The sequence below is a fragment of the Pseudomonas sp. GW821-FHT02A11 genome (genome assembly GCF_059421985.1).
Genome location: NZ_JBWKWB010000029.1, coordinates 1 through 22544, shown reverse-complemented (window position 1 = coordinate 22544; position 22544 = coordinate 1). Strand labels below are relative to the sequence as shown.

The window sequence follows — 22544 nt, the reverse complement described above, 5'->3', positions numbered from 1 at the left end:
TTTCCGCTCCCGCTTTTAAGGCCTCTTGCATGTCCGATCCTCGTTATCAGATCGACGTCAGCGTCGTCACCCGCTTTCTCTCGGAACAATCTCAGCCAGAGCAGAACCGCTTTGCCTTCGCCTACACCGTCACCGTTCACAACAACGGCGAGTTGCCAGCCAAGCTGTTGTCGCGCCACTGGGTGATCACCGACGGCGACGGCAATGTCGAAGAAGTGCGTGGCGAGGGCGTCGTAGGGCAGCAGCCGCTGATTCAGGCAGGCCAGAGCCACACCTACAGCAGCGGCACGGTCATGACCACCAAGGTCGGCAACATGCAGGGCAGCTATCAGATGCTGGCCGACGACGGCAAACGTTTCGACGCTATCATCGCGCCCTTCCGGCTGGCGGTGCCGGGGGCGCTTCACTGATGGCGGTGTACGCAGTCGGCGATCTGCAAGGGTGCCTCGAACCCCTGAAATGCCTGCTCAAGCGCGTGTCGTTCGACTACAGCAAAGACAAACTCTGGCTGGTGGGTGATCTGGTCAACCGCGGCCCGCAGTCACTGGAAACCCTGCGCTTTCTGTACCGCATTCGTGAATCTGTCGTATGTGTGCTGGGCAACCATGACCTGCACCTGCTCGCGGCCGGGCGCAATATCGAGCGACTGAAAAAGGGCGATACCCTTCGAGAAATCATCGAAGCCCCCGACGCCAGCGAATTGCTCGACTGGCTGCGTCAGCAAAAACTCATGCATTACGACACCGAGCGCGACATCGCGCTGGTGCATGCCGGCATCCCGCCGCAGTGGACGCTGAAAAAAGCCCTGCGCTGCGCGGAGGAAGTCGAAGAAGCATTACGTGACGACAACCTGCTCGAGCCGTTTCTGGACGGCATGTACGGCAACGAGCCCGCCAAGTGGGACAAAGACCTGCATGGCGTCACGCGACTGCGCGTGATCACCAACTACTTCACGCGCATGCGCTTCTGCACCAGCGACGGCAAGCTGGACCTCAAGAGCAAGGAAGGCCTGGACAGCGCGCCAGCGGGCTACGCGCCATGGTTCAGCCACAAGGAGCGCAAGACTCGCGGCCTGAACATCATCTTCGGCCATTGGGCTGCGCTTGAAGGTCGCTGCGACGAGCCCGGCGTCTACGCGCTGGACACCGGTTGCGTATGGGGCGGCGCGATGTCGATGCTCAACGTTGACACCCGAGAGCTGATCAGCTGCGACTGCGACGAGCGCGGTAACCTCGCCACGTCGACATCTGCGCAGACACCGGCCGGCGACTCAAACGCGGTCCGACGTTAGAATCCTCTTTTTCGTTCTCGACCCTTCGAGAACCCAACGGCCCAGGAGCCCATGCCATGACCGACTTCAAACGCATCCCGCCGGAGCAGGCCCAGGCCCTGCGCGAACAAGGCGCCGTGCTGGTCGACGTACGCGACGCACAGACGTTTGCCAGCAATCACATCCCCAACTCGCACCATCTGGATAACCATTCGATCGCCGACTTCATCCGCAATGCCGACCTGGACAAGCCGCTCGTCGTCGTCTGCTATCACGGCAACTCCAGCCAGAGCGCGGCGGCCTATCTTGTAGGTCAGGGCTTCTCCGAGGTCTACAGCCTGGACGGCGGTTTTGAGCTGTGGAAAAACACATTTCCAGCCGAAACCGCGCAAGGCTGATCGAAAAATTTTTTTTCAGTGCGCCAAGCCGCGTTCTACGCGGCCTCGCGCGTCTAACTGACGAACGGTTGCCCTTCATTCATACGCCTTCCTTCTTTCTGTGTGCGAATCCGAACTATCCTTGTCCTCAGGCCATCCAAATCAGGGGAGAGCCGGTACACCGGCGCGTGGGTCATCGGTAGCTACTTTTATGGTGTTTGGGGGGTAAATGACCGCTGAGTGATCAGCAGTCATCCAGCATCGACTGACGATCCGCCGCCGGCTCCACGTATCGAGCGAGGTGACGTCATGAGTATTTTTAGCCACTTCCAACAACGCTTTGAATCGACCCGCCAGGAAGAGCTCTCGCTACAGGAGTACTTGGAGCTCTGCAAAACCGATCGCAGTGCATACGCCTCAGCCGCAGAACGTCTTCTGATGGCCATTGGCGAGCCAGAGCTGTTCGACACGTCGACCAACTCCAGGCTGTCCAGAATCTTCTCCAACAAGGTCATTCGGCGCTATCCGGCGTTCGAGGATTTCCACGGGATGGAGGACTGCATCGAGCAAATCGTCTCGTACTTCCGTCATGCCGCCCAGGGCCTGGAAGAGAAGAAACAGATCCTCTACCTGCTCGGCCCCGTAGGCGGCGGCAAGTCGTCCCTGGCTGAAAAACTCAAACAGCTTGTTGAAAAAATACCGTTCTACGCCATCAAGGGCTCCCCGGTTTTCGAATCGCCCCTGGGCCTGTTCAAACCCTCAGAAGACGGGCAAATCCTCGAAGAGGACTACGGCATTCCGCGCCGCTACCTCAACACCATCATGTCGCCTTGGGCGACCAAGCGTCTGGCCGAGTTCGGGGGCGACATCAGCCAGTTCAAGGTGGTGAAACTCTACCCGTCGATCCTCAACCAGATCGCCGTGGCCAAGACCGAACCGGGTGACGAGAACAACCAGGACATCTCCGCGCTGGTCGGTAAGGTCGACATTCGTAAACTTGAGGAATACCCGCAGAACGACGCCGATGCCTATAGCTATTCGGGCGCGCTGTGCCGGGCCAACCAGGGCCTGATGGAATTCGTGGAGATGTTCAAGGCACCTATCAAGGTCCTGCACCCACTGCTCACCGCTACCCAGGAAGGTAACTACAACAGTACCGAAGGCCTGGGCGCGATCCCGTTCACCGGTATTCTGCTGGCCCACTCCAACGAATCGGAATGGCACAGCTTCCGCAATAACAAGAACAACGAAGCCTTCATCGACCGTATCTACATCGTGAAGGTGCCGTACTGCCTGCGCGTTAGCGACGAGATCAAGATCTACGACAAACTGCTATTCAACAGTTCTCTGGCCAAGGCTCATTGCGCGCCGGACACCCTGAAAATGCTCGCGCAGTTCACCGTGCTTTCACGCCTCAAGGAGCCGGAAAACTCGAACATCTACTCCAAGATGCGGGTGTACGACGGCGAGAACCTCAAGGACACCGACCCGAAAGCCAAGTCGATCCAGGAGTACCGCGACAGCGCGGGCGTCGACGAAGGCATGAACGGTCTGTCGACCCGTTTTGCGTTCAAGATCCTCTCCAAGGTCTTCAACTTCGACCCGCACGAAGTCGCCGCCAACCCGGTGCACTTGCTGTATGTGCTCGAACAGCAGATCGAACAGGAGCAGTTCCAGGCCGAAACCCGCGAGCGCTATCTGCGCTTCATCAAGGAATACCTGGCACCGCGCTACATCGAGTTCATCGGCAAGGAAATCCAGACGGCTTATCTGGAGTCCTACAGCGAGTACGGCCAGAACATCTTCGACCGCTACGTGCTGTACGCAGACTTCTGGATTCAGGATCAGGAATACCGCGATCCGGAGACCGGCGAAATCCTCAACCGCGTAGCGCTCAATGAAGAGCTGGAAAAGATCGAAAAACCGGCTGGCATCAGCAATCCGAAGGATTTCCGCAACGAGATCGTCAACTTCGTCCTGCGTGCCCGCGCCAACAACAATGGCAAAAACCCGACCTGGCTCGGCTACGAGAAGCTACGGGTGGTGATCGAGAAGAAAATGTTCTCCAACACCGAAGATCTGCTGCCGGTGATCAGTTTCAACGCCAAAGCCAGTAAAGAGGATCAACAGAAACACAACGACTTCGTCACCCGGATGGTCGAGCGGGGTTACACCGACAAACAGGTACGCTTGCTCTCCGAGTGGTACCTGCGGGTCCGTAAATCCCAATAAAGCAGCTGTGAGCTACAAGTTTCAAGCGGCAAGCTGAACGGGTCAGCGTTTGAATGCCTGGTCCGAATCAGCTTGCAGCTTGTGGCTGATTTTTTCTTGTAGCTGCCCGGAGGGCCTATGAGCTATGTGATCGACCGACGTCTCAATGGCAAGAACAAGAGCACGGTGAATCGGCAGCGTTTTCTGCGCCGTTACCGTGACCACATCAAGAAAGCAGTAGAGGAAGCCGTCAGCCGCCGTTCCATTACCGATATGGAACACGGCGAGCAGATCAGCATTCCCGGTCGCGACATCGACGAACCGGTGTTGCACCATGGTCGCGGCGGCAAACAGACCGTCGTCCACCCCGGCAACAAGGAATTTACTTCCGGCGAACACATCGCCCGCCCACAAGGTGGCGGCGGTGGCAAAGGCGCCGGCAAGGCGAGCAACTCCGGTGAAGGCATGGACGAGTTCGTGTTCCAGATCACCCAGGAAGAATTCCTGGAATTTATGTTCGAAGACCTCGAACTGCCCAATCTGGTCAAACGCAACCTGACCGGCACCGACACCTTCAAGACCGTACGCGCAGGCATCAGCAACGAGGGCAATCCCTCGCGTATCAACATCATCCGCACGCTACGCTCGGCACATGCCCGACGTATCGCCCTGTCCGGCAGCAGCCGAGCCAAGCTCAAACTGGCGCTCGCCGAACTTGAACGCCTGAAACGTGACGAACCTGACAACTTCGGCGATATTCAGGAGTTGGAAGTCGAAATCCAGCGCTTGCAGGCGCGCATAAAACGCGTCCCTTATCTGGACACTTTCGACCTCAAATACAATCTGCTGGTCAAACAGCCTAACCCCAGTTCCAAGGCCGTGATGTTCTGCCTGATGGACGTTTCGGGCTCCATGACCCAAGCAACCAAGGACATCGCCAAGCGGTTTTTCATCCTGTTGTACCTGTTCCTCAAGCGGAACTACGACAAGATCGAAGTGGTGTTCATCCGCCATCACACCAGTGCGCGGGAAGTCGACGAAGAGGAGTTTTTCTATTCCCGGGAAACCGGCGGCACCATCGTCTCCAGCGCCCTGAAACTGATGCAGGAGATCATGGCCGAGCGTTACCCCACCAATGAATGGAACATCTACGCGGCCCAGGCATCGGACGGCGACAACTGGAATGATGATTCGCCCATCTGCCGTGACATCCTGATCAAGCAGATCATGCCGTTCGTGCAGTACTACACTTACGTCGAAATCACCCCACGCGAGCATCAGGCGCTGTGGTTCGAATACGAACGCATCGGCGAGGCTTTCGCTGATACGTTCGCCCAGCAGCAGCTGGTCTCTGCCGGTGATATCTATCCGGTATTCCGTGAACTCTTCCAGCGCAGGTTAGTGACATGACCGCTAGAGAGCAGAAGCGCCAACCCCTTTCCACGGGTTCAGAGTGGACGTTCGAACTGATCCAGGCCTACGACCGGGAGATCAGCCGCATCGCCGAGCGTTATGCTTTGGACACCTACCCCAATCAGATCGAAGTGATCACCGCCGAGCAGATGATGGACGCTTATGCGTCTGTCGGCATGCCGCTGGGCTATCACCATTGGTCCTACGGCAAGCACTTCCTTAGCACCGAAAAATCCTATTCACGTGGCCAGATGGGTCTGGCCTACGAGATCGTCATCAACTCCGACCCGTGCATCGCCTACCTGATGGAAGAAAACACCATCTGCATGCAGGCGCTGGTGGTAGCGCATGCCTGCTATGGCCATAACAGCTTCTTCAAAGGCAATTACCTGTTCCGCACCTGGACTGACGCCAGCTCGATCATCGACTACCTGGTGTTTGCCAAGCAGTACATCATGCAATGCGAAGAGCGCCACGGCATCGATGCGGTCGAGGACCTGCTCGATTCCTGCCACGCGCTGATGAATTACGGCGTTGATCGCTACAAGCGCCCCTACCCTATTTCGGCGGAAGAAGAACGCCGGCGCATGAAGGATCGCGAAGAGCATCTGCAAAAACAGATCAACGACCTGTGGCGAACCATCCCGAAAAATGCCAGCAAGAACGACAAAGAGGACAACGCACGTTTCCCGGCCGAACCGCAGGAAAACATCCTCTACTTCATCGAAAAACACGCGCCGTTGCTGGAACCCTGGCAGCGTGAAGTGGTGCGCATCGTGCGCAAGATTGCGCAGTACTTCTACCCGCAACGTCAGACTCAGGTCATGAACGAAGGCTGGGCGACGTTCTGGCACTACACCTTGATGAACGATTTGTACGACGAAGGCCTGGTGACTGAAGGATTCATGCTCGAATTCCTGCAGTCCCACACCAGCGTTGTGTTCCAGCCCGGTTTCGACAGCCCTTATTACAGCGGCATCAACCCGTATACCCTGGGCTTTGCCATGTATCAGGACATTCGCCGGATGTGCGAACACCCCACCGACGAAGATCGCCGCTGGTTTCCGGACCTGGCGGGCACCGACTGGTTGACGGCGGTTAAGTTCGCGATGAGCAGCTTCAAGGACGAGAGTTTCATTCTGCAATACCTCTCGCCCAAGGTGATTCGCGACCTGAAGCTGTTCAGCATTCTCGATGACGATCAGAAGGAGGATCTGCTGGTTCCTGCGATCCATGACGAAGCCGGCTACCGAACCATCAGAGAAACCCTCGCCGCTCAGTACAACCTGGGCAACCGCGAGCCCAACGTGCAGATCTACAGCATCGATCGTCGTGGCGACCGGTCACTGACCCTGCGCCACCAACAACACGACCGCAAACCGCTGGGCGATTCGACCGACGAAGTGCTCAAACACTTGCATCGTCTGTGGGGCTTCGACATTCATCTGGAGACACTGCAAGGCGATCAGGTCATGAAAGTCCACCACGTACCACCGAGAGGCGAACACGCTGACAGTGAATATCCCCGGCTCGACCTGGCCGTCGTTCATCTATAGGGTTACTCGACCTGACGGTCGTTGACCTGATAAAGCAATTTGCACCTCCGCAAGGGCGACGCAAGGTTTATCCTGTCGCGCTTACGGAGGTTTTTTATGCAGATCTATAAAGTTGGCGGAGCGGTTCGCGATCGCCTGCTTGGCAAGGCGGTCGCTGATACGGACTGGGTGGTCGTCGGTGCGACAACCGATGAAATGCTGATCAAAGGCTATCGCCCGGTCGGCACGGATTTTCCGGTATTTCTGCACCCCCTCACCGGCGAGGAATACGCGCTGGCGCGCACCGAGCGCAAAACCGCGCCGGGCTACGGCGGCTTCGTGTTTCACGCCGACCCTGGCGTCACCCTCGAAGAAGACTTGATTCGCCGCGACCTGACCATTAATGCCATCGCCGAAGACAAGGACGGCCACCTGACCGACCCTTATCATGGCCAACGCGATCTCGAAGCGCGCATTTTGCGTCACGTTTCCCCCGCATTCGCCGAAGATCCTTTACGGGTGCTTCGCGTGGCGCGCTTCGCCGCCCGTTACGCGCCTGACGGTTTCACCATTGCCCCCCAAACGCTGGAGCTGATGCGCCAGCTCAGCGCCTCAGGCGAACTGCAGGCCCTGACGCCGGAGCGCAGCTGGAAGGAAATTTCCCGCGCGTTGATGGAGCGCGAACCACAGGTATTTATCGAGGTGTTGCGTGAATGCGGCGCGCTCAAGGTGCTGATGCCCGAGGTCAACACGCTGTTCGGCGTGCCTCAACCTGAAGCTCACCACCCGGAAATCGACACAGGCGTGCATGTGCTGAGCGTGTTGCATCAATCGGCCCTGCATCGCCAACCGCTGAGCGTGCGCTGGGCCTGCTTGCTGCACGACCTGGGCAAAGGCCTGACCCCGGAAGAAGAATGGCCACGACACATTGCCCACGAACAAAAAGGTCTCAAGGCAATCAAGGCCGTGAGCCTGCGGTTCAAGGTACCAAGAGATTGCCAGGAGCTGGCGCTGTTGGTCGGCCAGTATCACACGCACGGGCATCGCGCCCTTGAGCTAAAGCCCTCAACGTTGCTCGATTTGCTGCAGACGTTCGATGTTTACCGCCGTCCGCAACGGTTCGAAGAGTTTATCGTTGCGTGCGAAATGGACGCCCGAGGCCGGAAAGGCTTTGAAAACCGAAGTTACCCACAGGCGGAATACTTGCGCGGCGCAGCCGAAGCAGCGCGAAAAGTCGCGGTGCAGCCGTTGCTGGATCAGGGATATCAGGGTCATGAACTGGGCGAGGCGCTCAAGCGTGAGCGGCTTGATACGCTGATGGTCTATAAGGCGTCGTATCAGGGGTAGACGTATCGATCACGCCTGACGTTCTTTCCTGTGGGAGCGAATTCATTCGCGAAGCTTCATCAGACGACACATATGTGTCGGATGCACCTGCCTCTCGCGAATGAATTCGCTCCCACAGACGTTCTGTGCTCTCTAAACCGACGCGAGCAGCGAAGCAGGCGTCAACTGCGTTGCGCGCCACTCAAAGGCGACTGGCCAGAGCTTCTGATCAATCTGCGCCTCGGCCCACAGCCGCTCAAAGGACACGCCGACAGCAGGATGCAGGCGCTCGGGTGCAATCAACGACAGCGGCCAGAGCACAAAGGCGTTTTTCAGGATTTCGGCACGCGGCAATACCAGACCGTCGAAATTACCAACGTGTTCGTCGTATAGGAGCACGTCGATGTCCAGCGGCAAGCCCCTACGATCTGGCGCATAGCGACCGTTGTCGGCTTCGATGAATTTCAGGCGGCGATCCAGCTCCATCAACGGCAGATCAGTCAACGCCGACACCACCAGATTGATGAACGGCCCGCTCTTGATGCCCACTGGATGACTTTCGAACACAGGCGAGCAGGACATGTCGGTCAGAAAACCGGCCAGCGCATCCAGCCCGGCGCACAGATGACGGTGGCGGTCGATGTTGCTGCCCAGTCCGAGGAAAACCCGTGTCAGCGGCATCCGCGCTCGATCTCCACGCCCACGCCCCTGGCTGCTGGCACAGCGCCGGGCTTGGTCAGTTTCAGGTGCAGCCAGGGAATGTGGAATTCGCTCATCAACACCTCGGCCAGACGCTCGGCGAAGGTTTCCACCAATTGGAATTGCGAGGCTTCGGCGAAGGCCTGAATGCGCGCAGAGACGCTGGCGTAGTCGAGCGCCTTGCTCAGGTCATCACCTGCCGCGGCAGGCCGATTGTCCCAGGCAAAACTCAGGTCCAGACGCAGAACCTGGCGAATGCCACGCTCCCAGTCGTAGGCGCCGATCACCGTATCGACCTCCAGACCCTCAATGAAAACTCTGTCCAAGCCTTTCTCTCCGCTGCACGACAAGGGCGCGATGCGCCGTTAGAATCAGGGCATCCCCGCCCGGAATGGTTAGCATGTTTTGGTTACTGGCGATCCTCGCCTACCTGCTCGGCTCGCTGTCCTTTGCCATCCTGCTCAGCCGCATCAGCGGCAGCCCGGACCCGCGCGCCAGTGGCTCAGGCAACGCAGGCGCCACCAACATGTTGCGTCTGGCAGGCAAGAAGCTCGCTATCCTGACGCTGATCGGCGATGTCTGCAAAGGGCTGATCCCCGTGCTGATCGCCGGCTGGATCGGGCTCGATCCCAGGCAACAGGCCTGGATCGGACTTTACGCCGTACTCGGTCACTTGTTCCCGCTTTACTTTCGCTTTCGTGGTGGCAAGGGCGTGGCCACTGCCGCCGGCATGCTGCTGGGCCTTTACCCACCGGCAGCGCTGCTGGCCATCGCCGCGTGGCTGCTGACCTTTTACCTGACCCGCACCAGCTCACTGGCCGCGCTGATCGCAACGCCGCTGACTTTGCCGCTACTGGCTTGGCAGGAACCTCATGCGTTATTGCCCATGACGGTGCTGACCTTGCTGATCGTCTGGCGTCATCGCGGCAATCTACGCGACCTCTTCGCCGGGCGCGAACGGCATTTCTGAAAGCAAAATATGAAAAAGGCTCATAGGAGCCTTTTTCTTTCATCGTTCGCTGCGTGTTACAAACCCGGCAAGTGCTCCATCGGCCAACGGGCCTGAACGCTGATGCTCAGGCTTTCACGCTGGCCAGCCATGAGGCGCTGGCAACCGGCAAAGGCAATCATCGCGCCGTTGTCGGTGCAGAACTCGGGACGCGCGTAATACACGTTGCCGCCCAGACCGCCGAGCATCGACTCCAGCGACTGACGCAACGCCCTGTTGGCACTGACGCCACCGGCGATCACCAGACGCTTGAGCCCGGTCTGTTTCAGCGCGCGCTTGCATTTGATGGTCAGAGTCTCTACCACCGCATCCTGGAAGGCCAGCGCGATGTCGCAACGGGTTTGCTCGCCGTCGTCCCCAGCGCTTTGACATTGCTGCCAGGTATTCAGAGCCGAGGTTTTCAGACCGCTGAAGCTGAACGTCAGGCCCGGACGATCGGTCATCGGCCGCGGAAAGGTAAAACGCCCGGGTACACCCTTGAGGGCCAGACGGGAAATCTCGGGGCCGCCGGGGTAATTCAGGCCCATCATCTTGGCGGTTTTGTCGAAGGCTTCGCCGGCGGCGTCGTCCAGGGTTTCGCCCAGCAGCTCATACAGGCCGATCCCATCGACGCGAACCAACTGCGTGTGACCACCGGAAACCAACAAAGCGACGAACGGAAACTCCGGCGGTTGTTCTTCCAGCATCGGGGCCAGCAAATGACCTTCCATGTGGTGAACGCCCAGTGCCGGAATGTCCCAGGCAAATGCCAGCGCCTGAGCGCAGGAAGCCCCGACCAGCAAGGCCCCGACCAGGCCCGGCCCGGCTGTATAAGCGATCGCGTCGATCTCGGTCGCGGCGCAATCGGCCTCGGCCAACACCTGACGAATCAGGGGCAGCATGCGTTTTACGTGATCGCGCGAAGCAAGCTCGGGCACCACGCCGCCATAGACCCTGTGAAGGTCGATCTGGCTGAACAATGCATCGGCGAGAAGCCCGCGTTCGCTGTCGTAGAGCGCTACGCCGGTCTCGTCGCAGGATGTTTCCATTCCCAGTACTAACATGGGGTACGCCTTGTGGAGGCTGATTTCGAAGGCGCGCATAATAGTCGCCGCTCATGCCTGCGACCAGTGCTTTTCGATCAGAGGCTTTGCATTCCTCGCGCCGAGGGGTTAACATCCGCAACCCTTAAAACCGGCGTACTCAGTACAAGTGTTGTGCGAGGCGTCGACCCCGGTAATGAATGAAGGTAGCTCTGGATGCCAGCCGTCAAAGTTAAAGAGAATGAACCCTTCGACGTAGCTCTGCGTCGTTTCAAGCGCTCCTGCGAGAAAGCCGGCACTCTGGCCGAAGTTCGTAGCCGCGAATTTTACGAGAAGCCAACTTCCGAGCGTAAGCGTAAAGCAGCTGCTGCTGTTAAGCGTCACGCCAAGAAAGTTCAGCGCGAACAGCGCCGCGCCGTTCGTCTGTACTAATACAGGCGTTCGTCGCAAGCTTCTGCCTTGCCCGGCCTTCAAAGCCGGGCTGTCGGCAGTTACAGTTTTAGCTCCACGCTTTACAGACCGAGGCTTTCGACGTCGCGCACGCGATCACGACAGGCTCCGTCGAACTCTTCCAGCCTGAACCAGGCTACGTTGACCCGTCTACACTGACCAAGCAACCGTCGTTACGCTTTGGATTCGCCACGATCTTTCTGGCGGGGCGCCTGATGATGAGAACGCCATGGCCGGACTGATTCCCCAAGGCTTTATTGACGACCTCCTGAACCGCACCGACATCGTCGATGTTGTCAGCTCGCGCGTCCAACTCAAGAAAACCGGCAAGAATTTCAGTGCCTGCTGTCCTTTCCACAAGGAAAAGACGCCGTCGTTCAGCGTTAGCCCTGATAAGCAGTTCTATTACTGCTTCGGCTGTGGCGCAGGCGGCAACGCACTCGGCTTCATCATGGACCACGACAATCTGGATTTCCCCCAGGCCGTCGAGGAACTGGCCAAAGCCGCTGGCATGGAAGTACCCCGCGAACAGGGCGTCAGAGGCCAAAAGCCCCGACAACCCACGGATTCGCCGCTTTACCCGTTATTGACCGCCGCTGCCGATTTCTACCGTGCCGCGCTGAAAAGCCATCCGACACGCAAATCCGCAGTGGACTACCTGAAGGGCCGTGGCCTTTCGGGAGAGATCGCCCGCGATTTCGGCCTAGGGTTCGCCCCGCCCGGCTGGGACAATCTCTACAAACACCTGAGCAGCGACACCCTTCAGCAAAAGGCCATGATCGACGCCGGCCTGTTGATCGAGAACGCCGAAACCGGCAAGCGCTACGACCGCTTCCGCGATCGGGTGATGTTTCCGATTCGCGACAGCCGGGGCCGCGTTATCGCCTTTGGCGGCCGAGTGCTGGGTGACGACAAGCCGAAATACCTGAACTCCCCGGAAACGCCGGTGTTTCACAAGGGCCAGGAGTTGTACGGCCTGTTCGAGGCACGCAAACACAATCGCAACCTCGACGAGATCATCGTTGTCGAAGGCTACATGGACGTCATCGCCCTGGCCCAGCAAGGCTTGCGCAATGCCGTCGCCACGCTCGGGACGGCGACCAGCGAAGAACACTTGAAACGCCTGTTTCGCGTAGTGCCCAACGTGCTGTTTTGCTTTGACGGCGACCAGGCAGGTCGCAACGCGGCCTGGCGAGCGCTTGAAGCGACGCTTTCGAGCTTGCAGGACGGTCGTCGAGCGCGGTTTCTGTTTCTGCCTGAGGGCGAGGACCCGGACACATTGGTCCGCGCCGAAGGCACCGATGCGTTCAAGGCCAGGATCAATCAGCATGCGCAGCCGCTGGCCGATTACTTCTTCGAGCAGCTAACCAAGGAAGCGGACCCCCGTTCTCTGGAAGGCAAGGCGCACATGGTCACCCTGGCGGCACCGCTGATCGAAAAAGTACCGGGTGCCAACCTTCGCGAGCTGATGCGTCGGCGACTCAAGGAAATTACCGGACTGGACGCCGCCGCGGTTACTCAGATGGTGCAATCGGCACCGGCTGAAGCGCCGCCGATCTACGACCCGGGTTTCGACTACGACTCAGTGCCCGAATACGGCGACTACCCGCCGCACGACGCCTACGAGCCGCAACAGGAGTGGGCACCGCAGGCGCCGTCCGGGCAGAAGAAAAAGTGGGAAAACAAGCCGTGGGAAAAGGGCAAGAAGTGGGACAAGAACGGCAAACGCCCGGATTTCGAACCGCGCACGCCACGCACTCCGGCGACGGTCGAGCCGCCCACGCTGACAGCGCTCAGGACACTGCTGCATCATCCTGACCTGTCGCAGAAAGTGGAAGATACCAGCCACTTCGCGGCCGAAGACAACGTTTACTCGCAATTGCTGGTCGCGTTGCTTGAAGCGCTGCAAAAAAATCCGAAGCTGCGGTCGCTGCAACTGATCGCCCGCTGGCACGGAACCGATCAGGGACGACTATTACGACAGCTGGCGGAAAAGGAATGGCTGATCTCGGCCGATAACCTTGAACAACAGTTTTTCGACACTATAACTAGCTTGTCCGCCCGCCAACGCGAGCGAAGCCTGGATCAATTGATCAGGAAGGAACGGCAGACCGGGCTGAGTGCTGAGGAAAAAGTTCAGTTGCTCAACCTGTTAAATCGCAAAGTTCCTGCACAAACCCCGACCTCAACTGGCGCGTGAGGTCCGAGCTCGGGTATAATCCTCGGCTTGTTTTTTGCCCGCCAAGACCTTCAGTGGATAGGGTGTTATGTCCGGAAAAGCGCAACAGCAGTCTCGTATCATTGAGTTGATCAAACTGGGCCGTGAGCAGAAGTATCTGACTTACGCCGAGGTCAACGACCACCTGCCCGAGGATATTTCAGATCCCGAGCAGGTGGAAGACATCATCCGCATGATTAACGACATGGGGATCCCCGTACACGAGAGTGCTCCGGATGCGGACGCCCTTATGCTGGCCGACGCCGATACCGACGAGGCCGCTGCGGAAGAAGCAGCGGCAGCGCTGGCAGCGGTGGAGACCGACATCGGTCGCACCACTGACCCTGTGCGCATGTATATGCGCGAAATGGGTACGGTCGAGCTGCTCACTCGTGAAGGCGAAATCGAAATCGCCAAACGCATCGAGGAAGGCATCCGTGAAGTGATGAGCGCTATCGCTCACTTCCCGGGCACCGTGGAGCACATTCTCTCCGAATACGATCGCGTCACCAGCGAAGGCGGTCGCCTGTCCGACGTCCTGAGCGGTTACATCGATCCGGACGACGGCATTGCGCCGCCTGCCGAAGCGCCGATTCCTGTCGATCAGAAAGCCGCGAAAGCCGACGACTCCGACGATGACGACGAAGAGTCCGCCGACGGCGATGATGAGGAAGAGGCCGAAAGCGGCCCGGACCCGGTCATCGCTGCTCAGCGCTTCGGTGCCGTCTCCGATCAGATGGCCGTCACGCTCAAGGCCCTGAAAAAACACGGTCGTGGCAGCAAGCAGGCTGACGCCGAGTTGCTGGCGCTGGCCGAGCTGTTCATGCCGATCAAGCTGGTTCCCAAGCAGTTCGAAGGCCTGGTTGAACGCGTTCGCAGCGCACTTGAGCGCCTGCGTGCACAAGAGCGCGCCATCATGCAGCTGTGTGTGCGTGATGCCCGCATGCCGCGTGCCGACTTCCTGCGCCAGTTCCCGGGCAACGAAGTTGACCAGAGCTGGACCGACGCGCTGGCCAAAGGCAAGAGCAAATACGCCGAAGCCATTGGTCGCCTGCAGGCCGACATTCAGCGTTGCCAGCAAAAGCTGACCGCGCTGGAAGAAGAAACCGGTCTGACCGTGCTGGAAATCAAGGACATCAACCGTCGCATGTCGATCGGTGAGGCCAAGGCCCGCCGCGCGAAGAAAGAGATGGTTGAAGCCAACCTGCGTCTGGTGATCTCGATCGCCAAGAAGTACACCAACCGCGGCCTGCAGTTCCTGGACCTGATCCAGGAGGGCAACATCGGTCTGATGAAAGCGGTGGACAAGTTCGAATACCGTCGTGGTTACAAGTTCTCGACCTATGCCACCTGGTGGATCCGTCAGGCGATCACTCGCTCGATCGCCGACCAGGCCCGCACCATCCGTATTCCGGTGCACATGATCGAGACGATCAACAAGCTCAACCGTATTTCCCGTCAGATGCTGCAGGAAATGGGTCGCGAACCGACGCCGGAAGAGCTGGGCGAACGCATGGAAATGCCTGAGGACAAGATCCGCAAGGTATTGAAGATCGCCAAAGAGCCGATCTCCATGGAAACCCCGATCGGTGACGACGAAGACTCGCACCTGGGTGACTTCATCGAAGACTCGACCATGCAGTCGCCAATCGATGTCGCCACGGTTGAAAGCCTGAAAGAGGCGACCCGCGAAGTCCTCTCCGGCCTGACCGCCAGAGAAGCCAAGGTCCTGCGCATGCGTTTCGGCATCGACATGAATACTGACCACACCCTTGAGGAAGTCGGTAAGCAGTTCGATGTAACCCGTGAACGTATTCGTCAGATCGAAGCCAAGGCGCTGCGCAAGCTGCGTCACCCGACCCGAAGCGAACACCTGCGTTCGTTCCTGGACGAGTAAGCGCATAGCGTCATCACAAAACCCCCGGCCATGCCGGGGGTTTTGCGCTCAAAGGAATACGTTTTCGGCACTGTGCCACCAGCCCTCAGCCAGCTACACTCGACTCATTCTCAACACTGAAACGACTGAGGCTGCCATGTTTTGGATGCCGGCCATTGTGTTCTTGTGCTTGACGGGGTCGGCCATGGCTGACACTCAGGTTACGCCTCAAGTGGCGACCGCCTGGCAGGGTATGCTCGGGGAATCAATGCAGAGTACGGATGCTGCATCGACCGACATTGAGCGCTTGAGCGAGCCCCGCCTCACGGAAATCGCCAGCAATGGGCTATTCAGCCTCGACGATCGCCTGCATGAAACACTGGCTTACGCCGACCTGCCGCAAGGCTCCACCGATACGGCCACGTCGCCACCTACCCACGCCAATACTGGAAAATTCTGGCAGGACTTCCTGCTTTACGGCCTGCCCGGTCTGTTGCTGCTTTCGACGATTCTGGCGATCGTTGTGCGCATCAACCGCCGCCTCAGCTCGGAGATTTCCCGGCGCGTCGCACTGGAACAGGAGCTGCGCAGCAGCGAGTACCACTATCGCGGCTTGATCGAGAGTCTCTCCGCCATCGCCTGGGAAGCCAACATTCAGGATTATTCCTACAACTACGTTTCCCCTCACGCCGAAAACCTGCTCGGTTATCCGCTGCACCAGTGGCGTCGTTCCGGCTTCTGGGGCAGCATCGTGCACCCCGAAGACCTCGCCGGTGCGCAGGCCTATTGCAACGAACAAACCGCGCTGGGCAATGATCACAGCCTCGATTACCGGGTGATCCATGCCAATGGCCAGGTGCTTTGGGTGCGCGACATCGTCAGTCTGATCAGCTACGGGCACGAACCGGTCATGCGCGGCCTGATGATCGACATCACCGAAGCCAAGCAAACCGAAGAAGCGCTGCGGCTGTCCGAAGGCAAATTCGCTTCGGTGTTCGCGCAATGCCCGGACATTCTGGTCATCGCTCGGCTCTGCGATGGCTGCTTCCTTGAGGCGAACCAGGCGTTCGTTGAGCAGATCGGCCTCAGCGCCAGCGACATCATTGGCAAAACCCCGACAGAGATGAACATCTGGGGCATCCCGAACATCGGCCCCAGCCTGCTGCAGCGCCTGCAAAAAGGCAGCATTCGAAACCTGGAGATGCCGTTTCGCCGCAGCAACGGTCAGACATTTACCGGTTTACTGTCAGCCGAACCCTTCGATCTGGACTCAACGCCTGCCGTGGTCGTGGTCGTGCGCGACATCACGCCGCTCAAGGAAGCCCAGCAGCAGCTGCAGTTGTCCGAAGAGAAGTTCGCCAAGGCCTTCCACTCCTCCCCCGACGGCATGCTCATTTCGAGACAGAGCGACGGCCTGCTGGTGGAAATCAACGACGGTTTCAGCCGCATTACCGGCTATCACAGCTCGCTGTCGCTGGACCGCACGACGCTGGACCTGGGCATCTGGGTCGACCTCAACGAACGTCAGCAACTGCTGGAGCAGCTCGCCCGCGACGGCTTCGTCAAAGACTTCACCAGCCACATCCGGCGCAGGGATGGTCAGATTCGGCTGTGCGAAATTTCGTCACGCCCGCTGCCCATTGGCGGCGAAGACTGCATGCTGACCATCGCGCGGGACATCACCGAACGCCACCAGATGCAGGAAAAACTGCAACTGGCCGCCACTGTGTTCGAGAGCACGGCCGAAGGTGTGCTGATCACCGACACTCGCCAGCGCATCAACGCCGTCAACCGCGCTTTCAGTGAAATCACCGGTTACAGCGAGAGCGAAGCGATCGGCGAAACCCCGCGCCTGCTCGCATCCGGCTTGCACGACAGCGCCTTCTACGCGGCCATGTGGTACCAGCTCACCGCTGAAGGTCACTGGCAGGGCGAAATCAGTAACCGGCGCAAGAATGGCGAAATCTACCCCAGCTGGCTGACCATCAGCGCTGTGCGCAACCGCGACAAATTCATCACCCATTTCGTCGCCGTGTTCGCCGACATTTCCAGTCTCAAACAGGCTCAAGCTCGTCTCGACTACCAGGCCCACCACGATCCACTCACCGGCCTGCCCAACCGCACCCTGTTCGAAAGCCGCCTGCATGCTGCCTTGGTGCACAGCAAGGAAGCTCACAGCCTGGGAGCGGTGCTGTTCCTCGACCTGGACCGCTTCAAGCACATCAATGACAGCCTTGGACACCCAGTGGGCGACTTGCTGCTAAAAGGCATTGCCCAGCGCCTGAAGGAAAACCTGCGCGACATCGATACCGTCGCGCGCCTGGGTGGCGACGAGTTCATCATCCTGTTGCCCGGCCTGCAGACCGAGCACGATGCAGAAGCCATCGCCACCAAGCTGCTGAACACCTTTTCCGCGCCGTTCCAGGCCGGCGAGCACGAGTTCTTCATCAGCACCAGCATCGGCACGGCGCTGTTCCCCACCGACGGAGCCGACGTCGCGACCCTTATCAAGAACGCCGATGCGGCGATGTACCGCTCCAAAGCCAAAGGCCGCAACCGCGTGGAAAGCTACACCCGCGACCTCACCGCCCAGGCCAGCGAGCGCATTGCGCTGGAGCACGAGCTGCGCCGGGCCATCGAACGCAACGAGTTCACGCTTTCCTACCAGCCTAAAGTCAGTCTGCTGACACAGCGGCTGGTGGGTGCCGAGGCATTGATTCGCTGGACCCACCCGACGTTCGGAGAAGTCCCACCCGAGCGCTTCATTCCGCTGGCAGAAGAAAACGGCATGATCCTACAGATCGGCGAATGGGTGCTTGAGCAGGCCTGCCAGCAACTCTATGAGTGGAATCAGTCCTACGACGTGTTTGGCTCGCTGTCGGTCAACCTGGCCGGCGCACAACTGCGTCAGCCCAACCTGGTCAACCGCATCGAACAGCTGCTCAATCAATACCAATTGCAACCGGGTTGCCTGCAGCTGGAGATCACCGAAAACTTCATCATGTCCCAGACCGAAGAAGCGCTCTCGGTGCTGCATCGCCTGAAGAAACTCGGCGTGCAACTGGCCATCGACGACTTCGGCACCGGCTACTCCTCGCTGAGCTACCTCAAACGCCTGCCGCTGGACATCCTCAAGATCGACCAGTCATTCGTGCGCGGCCTGCCCGACGATCCCCACGACGCCGCCATCGTGCGCGCCATCATCGCCCTGGGCCGCAGCATGCAACTGACCGTGATCGCCGAAGGCGTGGAAAACCTCGAACAGCAGCAATTTCTCGCCGACGAAGGCTGCGAACAGATCCAGGGCTACATCGTCAGTCTGCCGCTTCGCCCCGAGGAATTTTGCGCGACGTTTCTTCGCATGACCGTTTCAGACTTTTCGGATAGCACAGCACGGAAACCGTCGTTATAATCCGCCGCCTGACTGGGGCCTATAGCTCAGTTGGTTAGAGCAGAGGACTCATAATCCTTTGGTCCACGGTTCGAGTCCGTGTGGGCCCACCATCTTCGAAGCCGCGCATTGCGCGGCTTTCGGCGTTTTGAGCTGGTGGCAACCGGATCAGTCCTATGGTCCGAAGGTACAAATTAGGTACAGTGCGGCTTCGCTTGCACGCCTTTGGAGTCCTTCAGATGGCCACAATCGTCAAAACCCCTGCCGGCACCTGGAAGGCCGTCATCCGCAAGACCGGATGGCCGACCAACGCTAAAACCTTCCGCACCAAACGCGACGCGGAGGATTGGTCACGGCGCACCGAAGATGAAATGGTGCGGGGGGTGTATATCCAGCGCAGCGGGTCCGAGCGACTGACACTCGAAAACGCGCTGCAGCGATATCTGCGCGAAGTCAGCCCTACCAAGAAGCCCACCACGCAGAAAGCCGAGGCGACCAAGGCTCAGCAGCTGATCCAGCACCTGGGAAAGTATTCGCTTGCAGCTCTGTCATCCGAGGTGATCGCCAACTATCGCGATACACGTCTGGGCTCGCTGACCAACCGCGGCCAACCCACGAGCAATAATACTGTGCGACTTGAACTCGCCCTCCTTAGCCACCTGTTCACAGTCGCAATTCAGGAATGGGGACTTGGCCTTACCTTTAACCCCGTGCTCAACATTCGAAAACCGAGCCCCGGTGAAGGTCGTAACAGGCGCCTGATGGCTGACGAAGAAAAGCGTCTTATGGCTGCTGTGGGCAAGCACAGCAATCCAATGCTGGGCTGGATCGTCCAAATAGCCTTGGCAACAGGTATGCGTGCATCGGAAATTGCAGGCCTGCGGCAATCACAGGTGGACGTCCAAAAACGGATCGTCCGGCTGTCGGATACAAAAAATGATACTGCCCGCACCGTTCCGTTGACGAAGCTCGCGACCGAAATTTTCCGCGCAGCCTTGGCGAATCCCGTGCGGCCAATTGACTGCGATCTGGTTTTTTTCGGCGAGCCTGGCCGTGATGGAAAGCGTCGCCCCTATGCGTTCACAAAGATCTGGGGGGCCATCAAGAAAATGGCTGGTGTGCCGGACTTCCGTTTTCACGATCTGCGGCACGAGGCCGTGAGCAGGCTGGTTGAGGGCGGCCTTTCTGATCAAGAAGTTTCGGCAATTAGCGGGCATAAATCGATGCAGATGCTGAAGCGCTATACTCATCTGCGGGCTGAAGATTTAGTTCATAAGCTAGATAGACTAGAAACTAAATAACCGCCCTTTTGTTTTCCCATTGTTTTCTTTCTGTTGTTACATTGTTGTCAACCTGTTTTCAAAACTGTTTTCTAGCAGGTCTTAGAGCCAAGTTTGGTGACAACTCAACGACACTCCACCGTCTTTACTGTCACCAAACTTAATTGATAGCTTCACTCCGAACTTACAAAGATACGTAATTCAACGTAAGCAAGGAGAAAGTCCATGACTGCTGAAGAGTACCTTCTAGACCGATTCGGCCCTTTGATGAGCATGGCACAGGTCGCAAGCCTGCTGGATAGGTCACCAGACGGCTTCAGAGTCGCCATGTACAGCGACTCAGAGCTTTCACGAAAGCTGAAGCCTGCCGTAGTCCGCGTGGGGCGACGAGTGTATTTCCGCACGCTACAAGTCAACCAGGCACTATCTCTCGACGCACCTGCTTTGCGAGCTTAACTATGAGCTACAGCACAATCGACTGGGTGTACAACCAGAAGCTGCCTGCGCAGGAAAAGCTGATATTGGTATACATCGCAAAGTGCGAAAACCCGAACGAGCCTTGTTTTGCAAGTGTAAAACACCTAGCCAATAAATGCGGGGTATCCACGCGCACCATTCAGAGAGTTCTTAAAAAATTGTGCAGTGCCGGATACGTCACCTCCACCCCGCGCTTCAGGGGCGACGGCTCGCAAACGAGCAATTTCTACACAGTCAACGTGATAGAGAACGACACGGCTGTGTCACCCCCCCATGACATCGATGTGGCAGGGGGGAGTGGCAGCATAGGGTCACCACCCACTGTCGATAAGGTGACGGACCAAGAACTACCAAAGAAAACAAAATCAAAGACACCACTACAGGAAGCTCCAGCAAACGTCTTGCTGTTGACCTACCCCGGTGGGCTGTCTATGCACTCGAAAAGCTCGGTTGATCGGATACTCAAAGGCATTTCGCTAGATGATGCGCAAATGCTCCTCGATGAGCTGGCAGGAGCGATAGCCAACGGCCTCATCAGAAAAGCTCCTGAGTATTGGCTTTCAGGAGTCGCGATGAAGTACCGGGCGGGGCAGTTCAGAGCAAACCTAGGACTCGAAATCGCCAGGGACAGAAAAAGAAAATCCGCGATGCCTGCCCAAAAGCGCCAGAACGCACAAGTGCTCGAAATCAATCGTGAGATTGGAAACAAGTTCCTTGCCAAGCTGCAGCGAAACCGGCCTAACCAATGAGAGCATCATGGTTCCGAACACTCCGCGCTTCGCTTGGGCACCCCCTTCGGTTGCATCCCGCGTCCTATCCTTGCCGGACGGGCGGCAGGGGCAGGTCCGGCGGCTTCGCCTTGTTCCTCCCCCTGTCGCTAGGCTTAGTCGCTTACAGCTGCATCAAGGGTACAGCTACGCCCATCATCCTCACCCGTTCGGTGCTCGCCCTACCGGGCTGCGCTCCGCTGCGGCTTGCGGTGATGCCCTTGACCCAGCTTCCTGCTAGCGTTCGAGCGGCGGCGATTGGGTTTGTCGGGATTTCGTACAGAGCCTAGCGGGTTGAGTGCCAGGTCAGTCAATCCGCATCAATGCTAAGAAAGTAACGGAGATATTCGATCTTGGTCACGACCAAAACACCCGCTTTCGATGAGTGTCCCCAAAGCACTCCCGTAACTCGCGCATCCTCTGGTTTCCACTCTCCTCCTTGGCTAGTAACCTCGGTATAACGTGTATTCCACACCAATGAACCGCTCATCCCATCGGCGAGAGAGAGCACTGAATTACTGCCTTCCAATAGTTTTGCGTGCTCAGGGTTATATGGAATAAAGAAATGATGGGGCTCTACAGGTTTTGGCTCCTCATCAACTGTAACACTTGAAAACTCTATCTCGTGCGAGAAAACCGCTAATCCGCGATGACTATGCTGTCCGAAGCCAACTGCTGCATCATCACCAGGAAATCCATACACATACAGGTACTCGCCCTCTACTGGCTCATGCTTTCTAGAAAGCATATTTAACTCTACACATCTTGCAGCGTGAGGTACACGATTCCAGTTTTTATCTGGAATATGAATGGCCGCGACATCTACAGGATACTCACTTGCGGAAAAAGCACCTGGAATAGATAGCGCATGTTCGGCGCCATACTGAGTCATACCCAAGATTACGTTGGCGGGTACGTTTGCCACATGCTCACATGTAACTAGCAGCCTGACATCATCCAGCAACAAGAACGAGCCTGTACCTTGATGGTCACCGGGCGGGGTTCTTTCGTCATCAGGCTTGATTAGCGAAATAGCGCTGATGAATGGCTCCACGAAATCTGGAAATTGCTTAAGTACTGCTGGAAATTCTCTAGTCACATCGTCTCCAATAACATTGTTGGTAGGCCATGGCGTTTAGTAAATTCGTAACCGTCCGGCCAGCACCCTCTCCTGACAGCCCTCCAAATTAGCCAAGATAGTGGACACCATTTTTTAGTGGACA

General features: G+C 58.0%; 17 protein-coding genes, 1 tRNA gene and 1 pseudogene. 15 read left to right on the top strand and 4 right to left on the bottom strand.

All coding sequences use genetic code 11. The annotated features are described in order from the left end of the window. The first annotated feature begins 29 nt into the window (after positions 1-29). The 7 genes from apaG to AC07V9_RS26095 all read left to right on the top strand — a co-directional run bounded on the left by apaG (position 30) and on the right by AC07V9_RS26095 (position 8153). The gene (gene apaG, locus AC07V9_RS26125; RefSeq protein ID WP_495018519.1) at positions 30-410 is read left to right on the top strand and encodes a Co2+/Mg2+ efflux facilitator ApaG/CorD; all 381 of its coding nucleotides are present in this window, start codon (positions 30-32) and stop codon (positions 408-410) included. Continuing rightward, a complete protein-coding gene (locus tag AC07V9_RS26120) occupies positions 410-1291 on the top strand; it encodes a symmetrical bis(5'-nucleosyl)-tetraphosphatase (protein ID WP_495018518.1) in 882 nt (293 codons plus the stop codon). Before apaG ends, AC07V9_RS26120 begins: the two co-directional genes overlap by 1 nt. A gap of 56 nt (positions 1292-1347) precedes the next feature. After that, positions 1348-1668 (top strand): thiosulfate sulfurtransferase GlpE, encoded by a 321-nt coding sequence (glpE, locus tag AC07V9_RS26115; protein WP_495018517.1) that lies wholly within the window; start codon positions 1348-1350, stop codon positions 1666-1668. Between the two features lie 288 nt (positions 1669-1956). After that, the gene (locus tag AC07V9_RS26110) at positions 1957-3879 is read left to right on the top strand and encodes a PrkA family serine protein kinase (RefSeq protein ID WP_495018516.1); all 1923 of its coding nucleotides are present in this window, start codon (positions 1957-1959) and stop codon (positions 3877-3879) included. 117 nt (positions 3880-3996) lie between these two features. Then, complete coding sequence (locus AC07V9_RS26105; protein WP_495018515.1) at positions 3997-5268, top strand: YeaH/YhbH family protein; 1272 nt, start codon at positions 3997-3999, stop codon at positions 5266-5268. Beyond that, positions 5265-6827 carry a SpoVR family protein gene (locus tag AC07V9_RS26100; RefSeq protein ID WP_495018514.1) on the top strand — a complete coding sequence of 521 codons (1563 nt, stop codon included), beginning with the start codon at positions 5265-5267 and terminating at the stop codon, positions 6825-6827. The genes AC07V9_RS26105 and AC07V9_RS26100 overlap by 4 nt, the downstream gene beginning before the upstream one ends. Positions 6828-6923: 96 nt before the next feature. Continuing rightward, entirely contained in the window at positions 6924-8153 is a 1230-nt protein-coding gene (locus tag AC07V9_RS26095) for a multifunctional CCA addition/repair protein (protein WP_495018513.1), read from the top strand. A gap of 132 nt (positions 8154-8285) precedes the next feature. On the opposite strand, the gene folK is transcribed toward AC07V9_RS26095, so the two are convergent. Together folK and folB are read right to left on the bottom strand one after the other, a co-directional pair. Continuing rightward, a complete protein-coding gene (folK, locus tag AC07V9_RS26090) occupies positions 8286-8813 on the bottom strand; it encodes a 2-amino-4-hydroxy-6-hydroxymethyldihydropteridine diphosphokinase (RefSeq protein ID WP_495018512.1) in 528 nt (175 codons plus the stop codon). Beyond that, positions 8804-9157, bottom strand: coding sequence for a dihydroneopterin aldolase (folB, locus tag AC07V9_RS26085; RefSeq protein ID WP_495018511.1), 354 nt, complete (start codon positions 9155-9157; stop codon positions 8804-8806). The genes folK and folB overlap by 10 nt, the downstream gene beginning before the upstream one ends. Positions 9158-9231: 74 nt before the next feature. Here folB and plsY point away from each other — a divergent pair, with 74 nt between their 5' ends. Beyond that, a complete protein-coding gene (plsY, locus tag AC07V9_RS26080; protein WP_495018510.1) occupies positions 9232-9801 on the top strand; it encodes a glycerol-3-phosphate 1-O-acyltransferase PlsY in 570 nt (189 codons plus the stop codon). Between the two features lie 56 nt (positions 9802-9857). Here the strand turns inward: plsY and tsaD are convergent, their stop codons facing one another. Then, positions 9858-10883, bottom strand: coding sequence for a tRNA (adenosine(37)-N6)-threonylcarbamoyltransferase complex transferase subunit TsaD (tsaD, locus tag AC07V9_RS26075; RefSeq protein ID WP_495018509.1), 1026 nt, complete (start codon positions 10881-10883; stop codon positions 9858-9860). Positions 10884-11078: 195 nt separating this feature from the next. Here tsaD and rpsU point away from each other — a divergent pair, with 195 nt between their 5' ends. The 7 genes and pseudogenes from rpsU (at position 11079) to AC07V9_RS26040 (ending at position 21303) form a co-directional block, all read left to right on the top strand. After that, positions 11079-11294, top strand: a complete 216-nt coding sequence (gene rpsU / locus AC07V9_RS26070; RefSeq protein ID WP_108239945.1) for a 30S ribosomal protein S21 — start codon at positions 11079-11081, stop codon at positions 11292-11294. 247 nt (positions 11295-11541) lie between these two features. After that, on the top strand, positions 11542-13512 hold the full coding sequence (dnaG, locus tag AC07V9_RS26065) for a DNA primase (protein ID WP_495018508.1): 1971 nt from the start codon (positions 11542-11544) through the stop codon (positions 13510-13512). 67 nt (positions 13513-13579) lie between these two features. Continuing rightward, entirely contained in the window at positions 13580-15427 is a 1848-nt protein-coding gene (gene rpoD / locus AC07V9_RS26060; protein ID WP_495018507.1) for an RNA polymerase sigma factor RpoD, read from the top strand. A 433-nt stretch (positions 15428-15860) separates the two neighbouring features. Then, positions 15861-18818 (top strand): annotated as a pseudogene (locus AC07V9_RS26055) (sensor domain-containing protein); the annotation flags it as partial. Positions 18819-18833: 15 nt separating this feature from the next. Further along, positions 18834-18910: transfer RNA gene (locus AC07V9_RS26050), tRNA-Ile, on the top strand. A gap of 126 nt (positions 18911-19036) precedes the next feature. Next, positions 19037-20098 carry a site-specific integrase gene (locus AC07V9_RS26045; protein WP_495018506.1) on the top strand — a complete coding sequence of 354 codons (1062 nt, stop codon included), beginning with the start codon at positions 19037-19039 and terminating at the stop codon, positions 20096-20098. Between the two features lie 437 nt (positions 20099-20535). Beyond that, the gene (locus AC07V9_RS26040; RefSeq protein WP_495018505.1) at positions 20536-21303 is read left to right on the top strand and encodes a helix-turn-helix domain-containing protein; all 768 of its coding nucleotides are present in this window, start codon (positions 20536-20538) and stop codon (positions 21301-21303) included. A gap of 328 nt (positions 21304-21631) precedes the next feature. Here AC07V9_RS26040 and AC07V9_RS26035 read toward each other — a convergent pair whose 3' ends face one another. Continuing rightward, positions 21632-22420, bottom strand: a complete 789-nt coding sequence (locus tag AC07V9_RS26035; protein ID WP_495018504.1) for a hypothetical protein — start codon at positions 22418-22420, stop codon at positions 21632-21634. Between the last annotated feature and the right edge of the window lie 124 nt (positions 22421-22544).

Coding starts and splice junctions, on each gene's coding strand:
- dnaG (WP_495018508.1), top strand. CDS start 11,542: ATGGCCGGACTGATTCCCCAAGGCTTTATTGACGACCTCCTGAACCGC.
- plsY (WP_495018510.1), top strand. CDS start 9,232: ATGTTTTGGTTACTGGCGATCCTCGCCTACCTGCTCGGCTCGCTGTCC.
- rpoD (WP_495018507.1), top strand. CDS start 13,580: ATGTCCGGAAAAGCGCAACAGCAGTCTCGTATCATTGAGTTGATCAAA.
- AC07V9_RS26100 (WP_495018514.1), top strand. CDS start 5,265: ATGACCGCTAGAGAGCAGAAGCGCCAACCCCTTTCCACGGGTTCAGAG.
- AC07V9_RS26095 (WP_495018513.1), top strand. CDS start 6,924: ATGCAGATCTATAAAGTTGGCGGAGCGGTTCGCGATCGCCTGCTTGGC.
- glpE (WP_495018517.1), top strand. CDS start 1,348: ATGACCGACTTCAAACGCATCCCGCCGGAGCAGGCCCAGGCCCTGCGC.
- folK (WP_495018512.1), bottom strand. CDS start 8,813: ATGCCGCTGACACGGGTTTTCCTCGGACTGGGCAGCAACATCGACCGC.
- tsaD (WP_495018509.1), bottom strand. CDS start 10,883: ATGTTAGTACTGGGAATGGAAACATCCTGCGACGAGACCGGCGTAGCG.
- rpsU (WP_108239945.1), top strand. CDS start 11,079: ATGCCAGCCGTCAAAGTTAAAGAGAATGAACCCTTCGACGTAGCTCTG.
- AC07V9_RS26120 (WP_495018518.1), top strand. CDS start 410: ATGGCGGTGTACGCAGTCGGCGATCTGCAAGGGTGCCTCGAACCCCTG.
- AC07V9_RS26105 (WP_495018515.1), top strand. CDS start 3,997: ATGAGCTATGTGATCGACCGACGTCTCAATGGCAAGAACAAGAGCACG.
- AC07V9_RS26110 (WP_495018516.1), top strand. CDS start 1,957: ATGAGTATTTTTAGCCACTTCCAACAACGCTTTGAATCGACCCGCCAG.
- AC07V9_RS26040 (WP_495018505.1), top strand. CDS start 20,536: ATGAGCTACAGCACAATCGACTGGGTGTACAACCAGAAGCTGCCTGCG.
- apaG (WP_495018519.1), top strand. CDS start 30: ATGTCCGATCCTCGTTATCAGATCGACGTCAGCGTCGTCACCCGCTTT.
- AC07V9_RS26045 (WP_495018506.1), top strand. CDS start 19,037: ATGGCCACAATCGTCAAAACCCCTGCCGGCACCTGGAAGGCCGTCATC.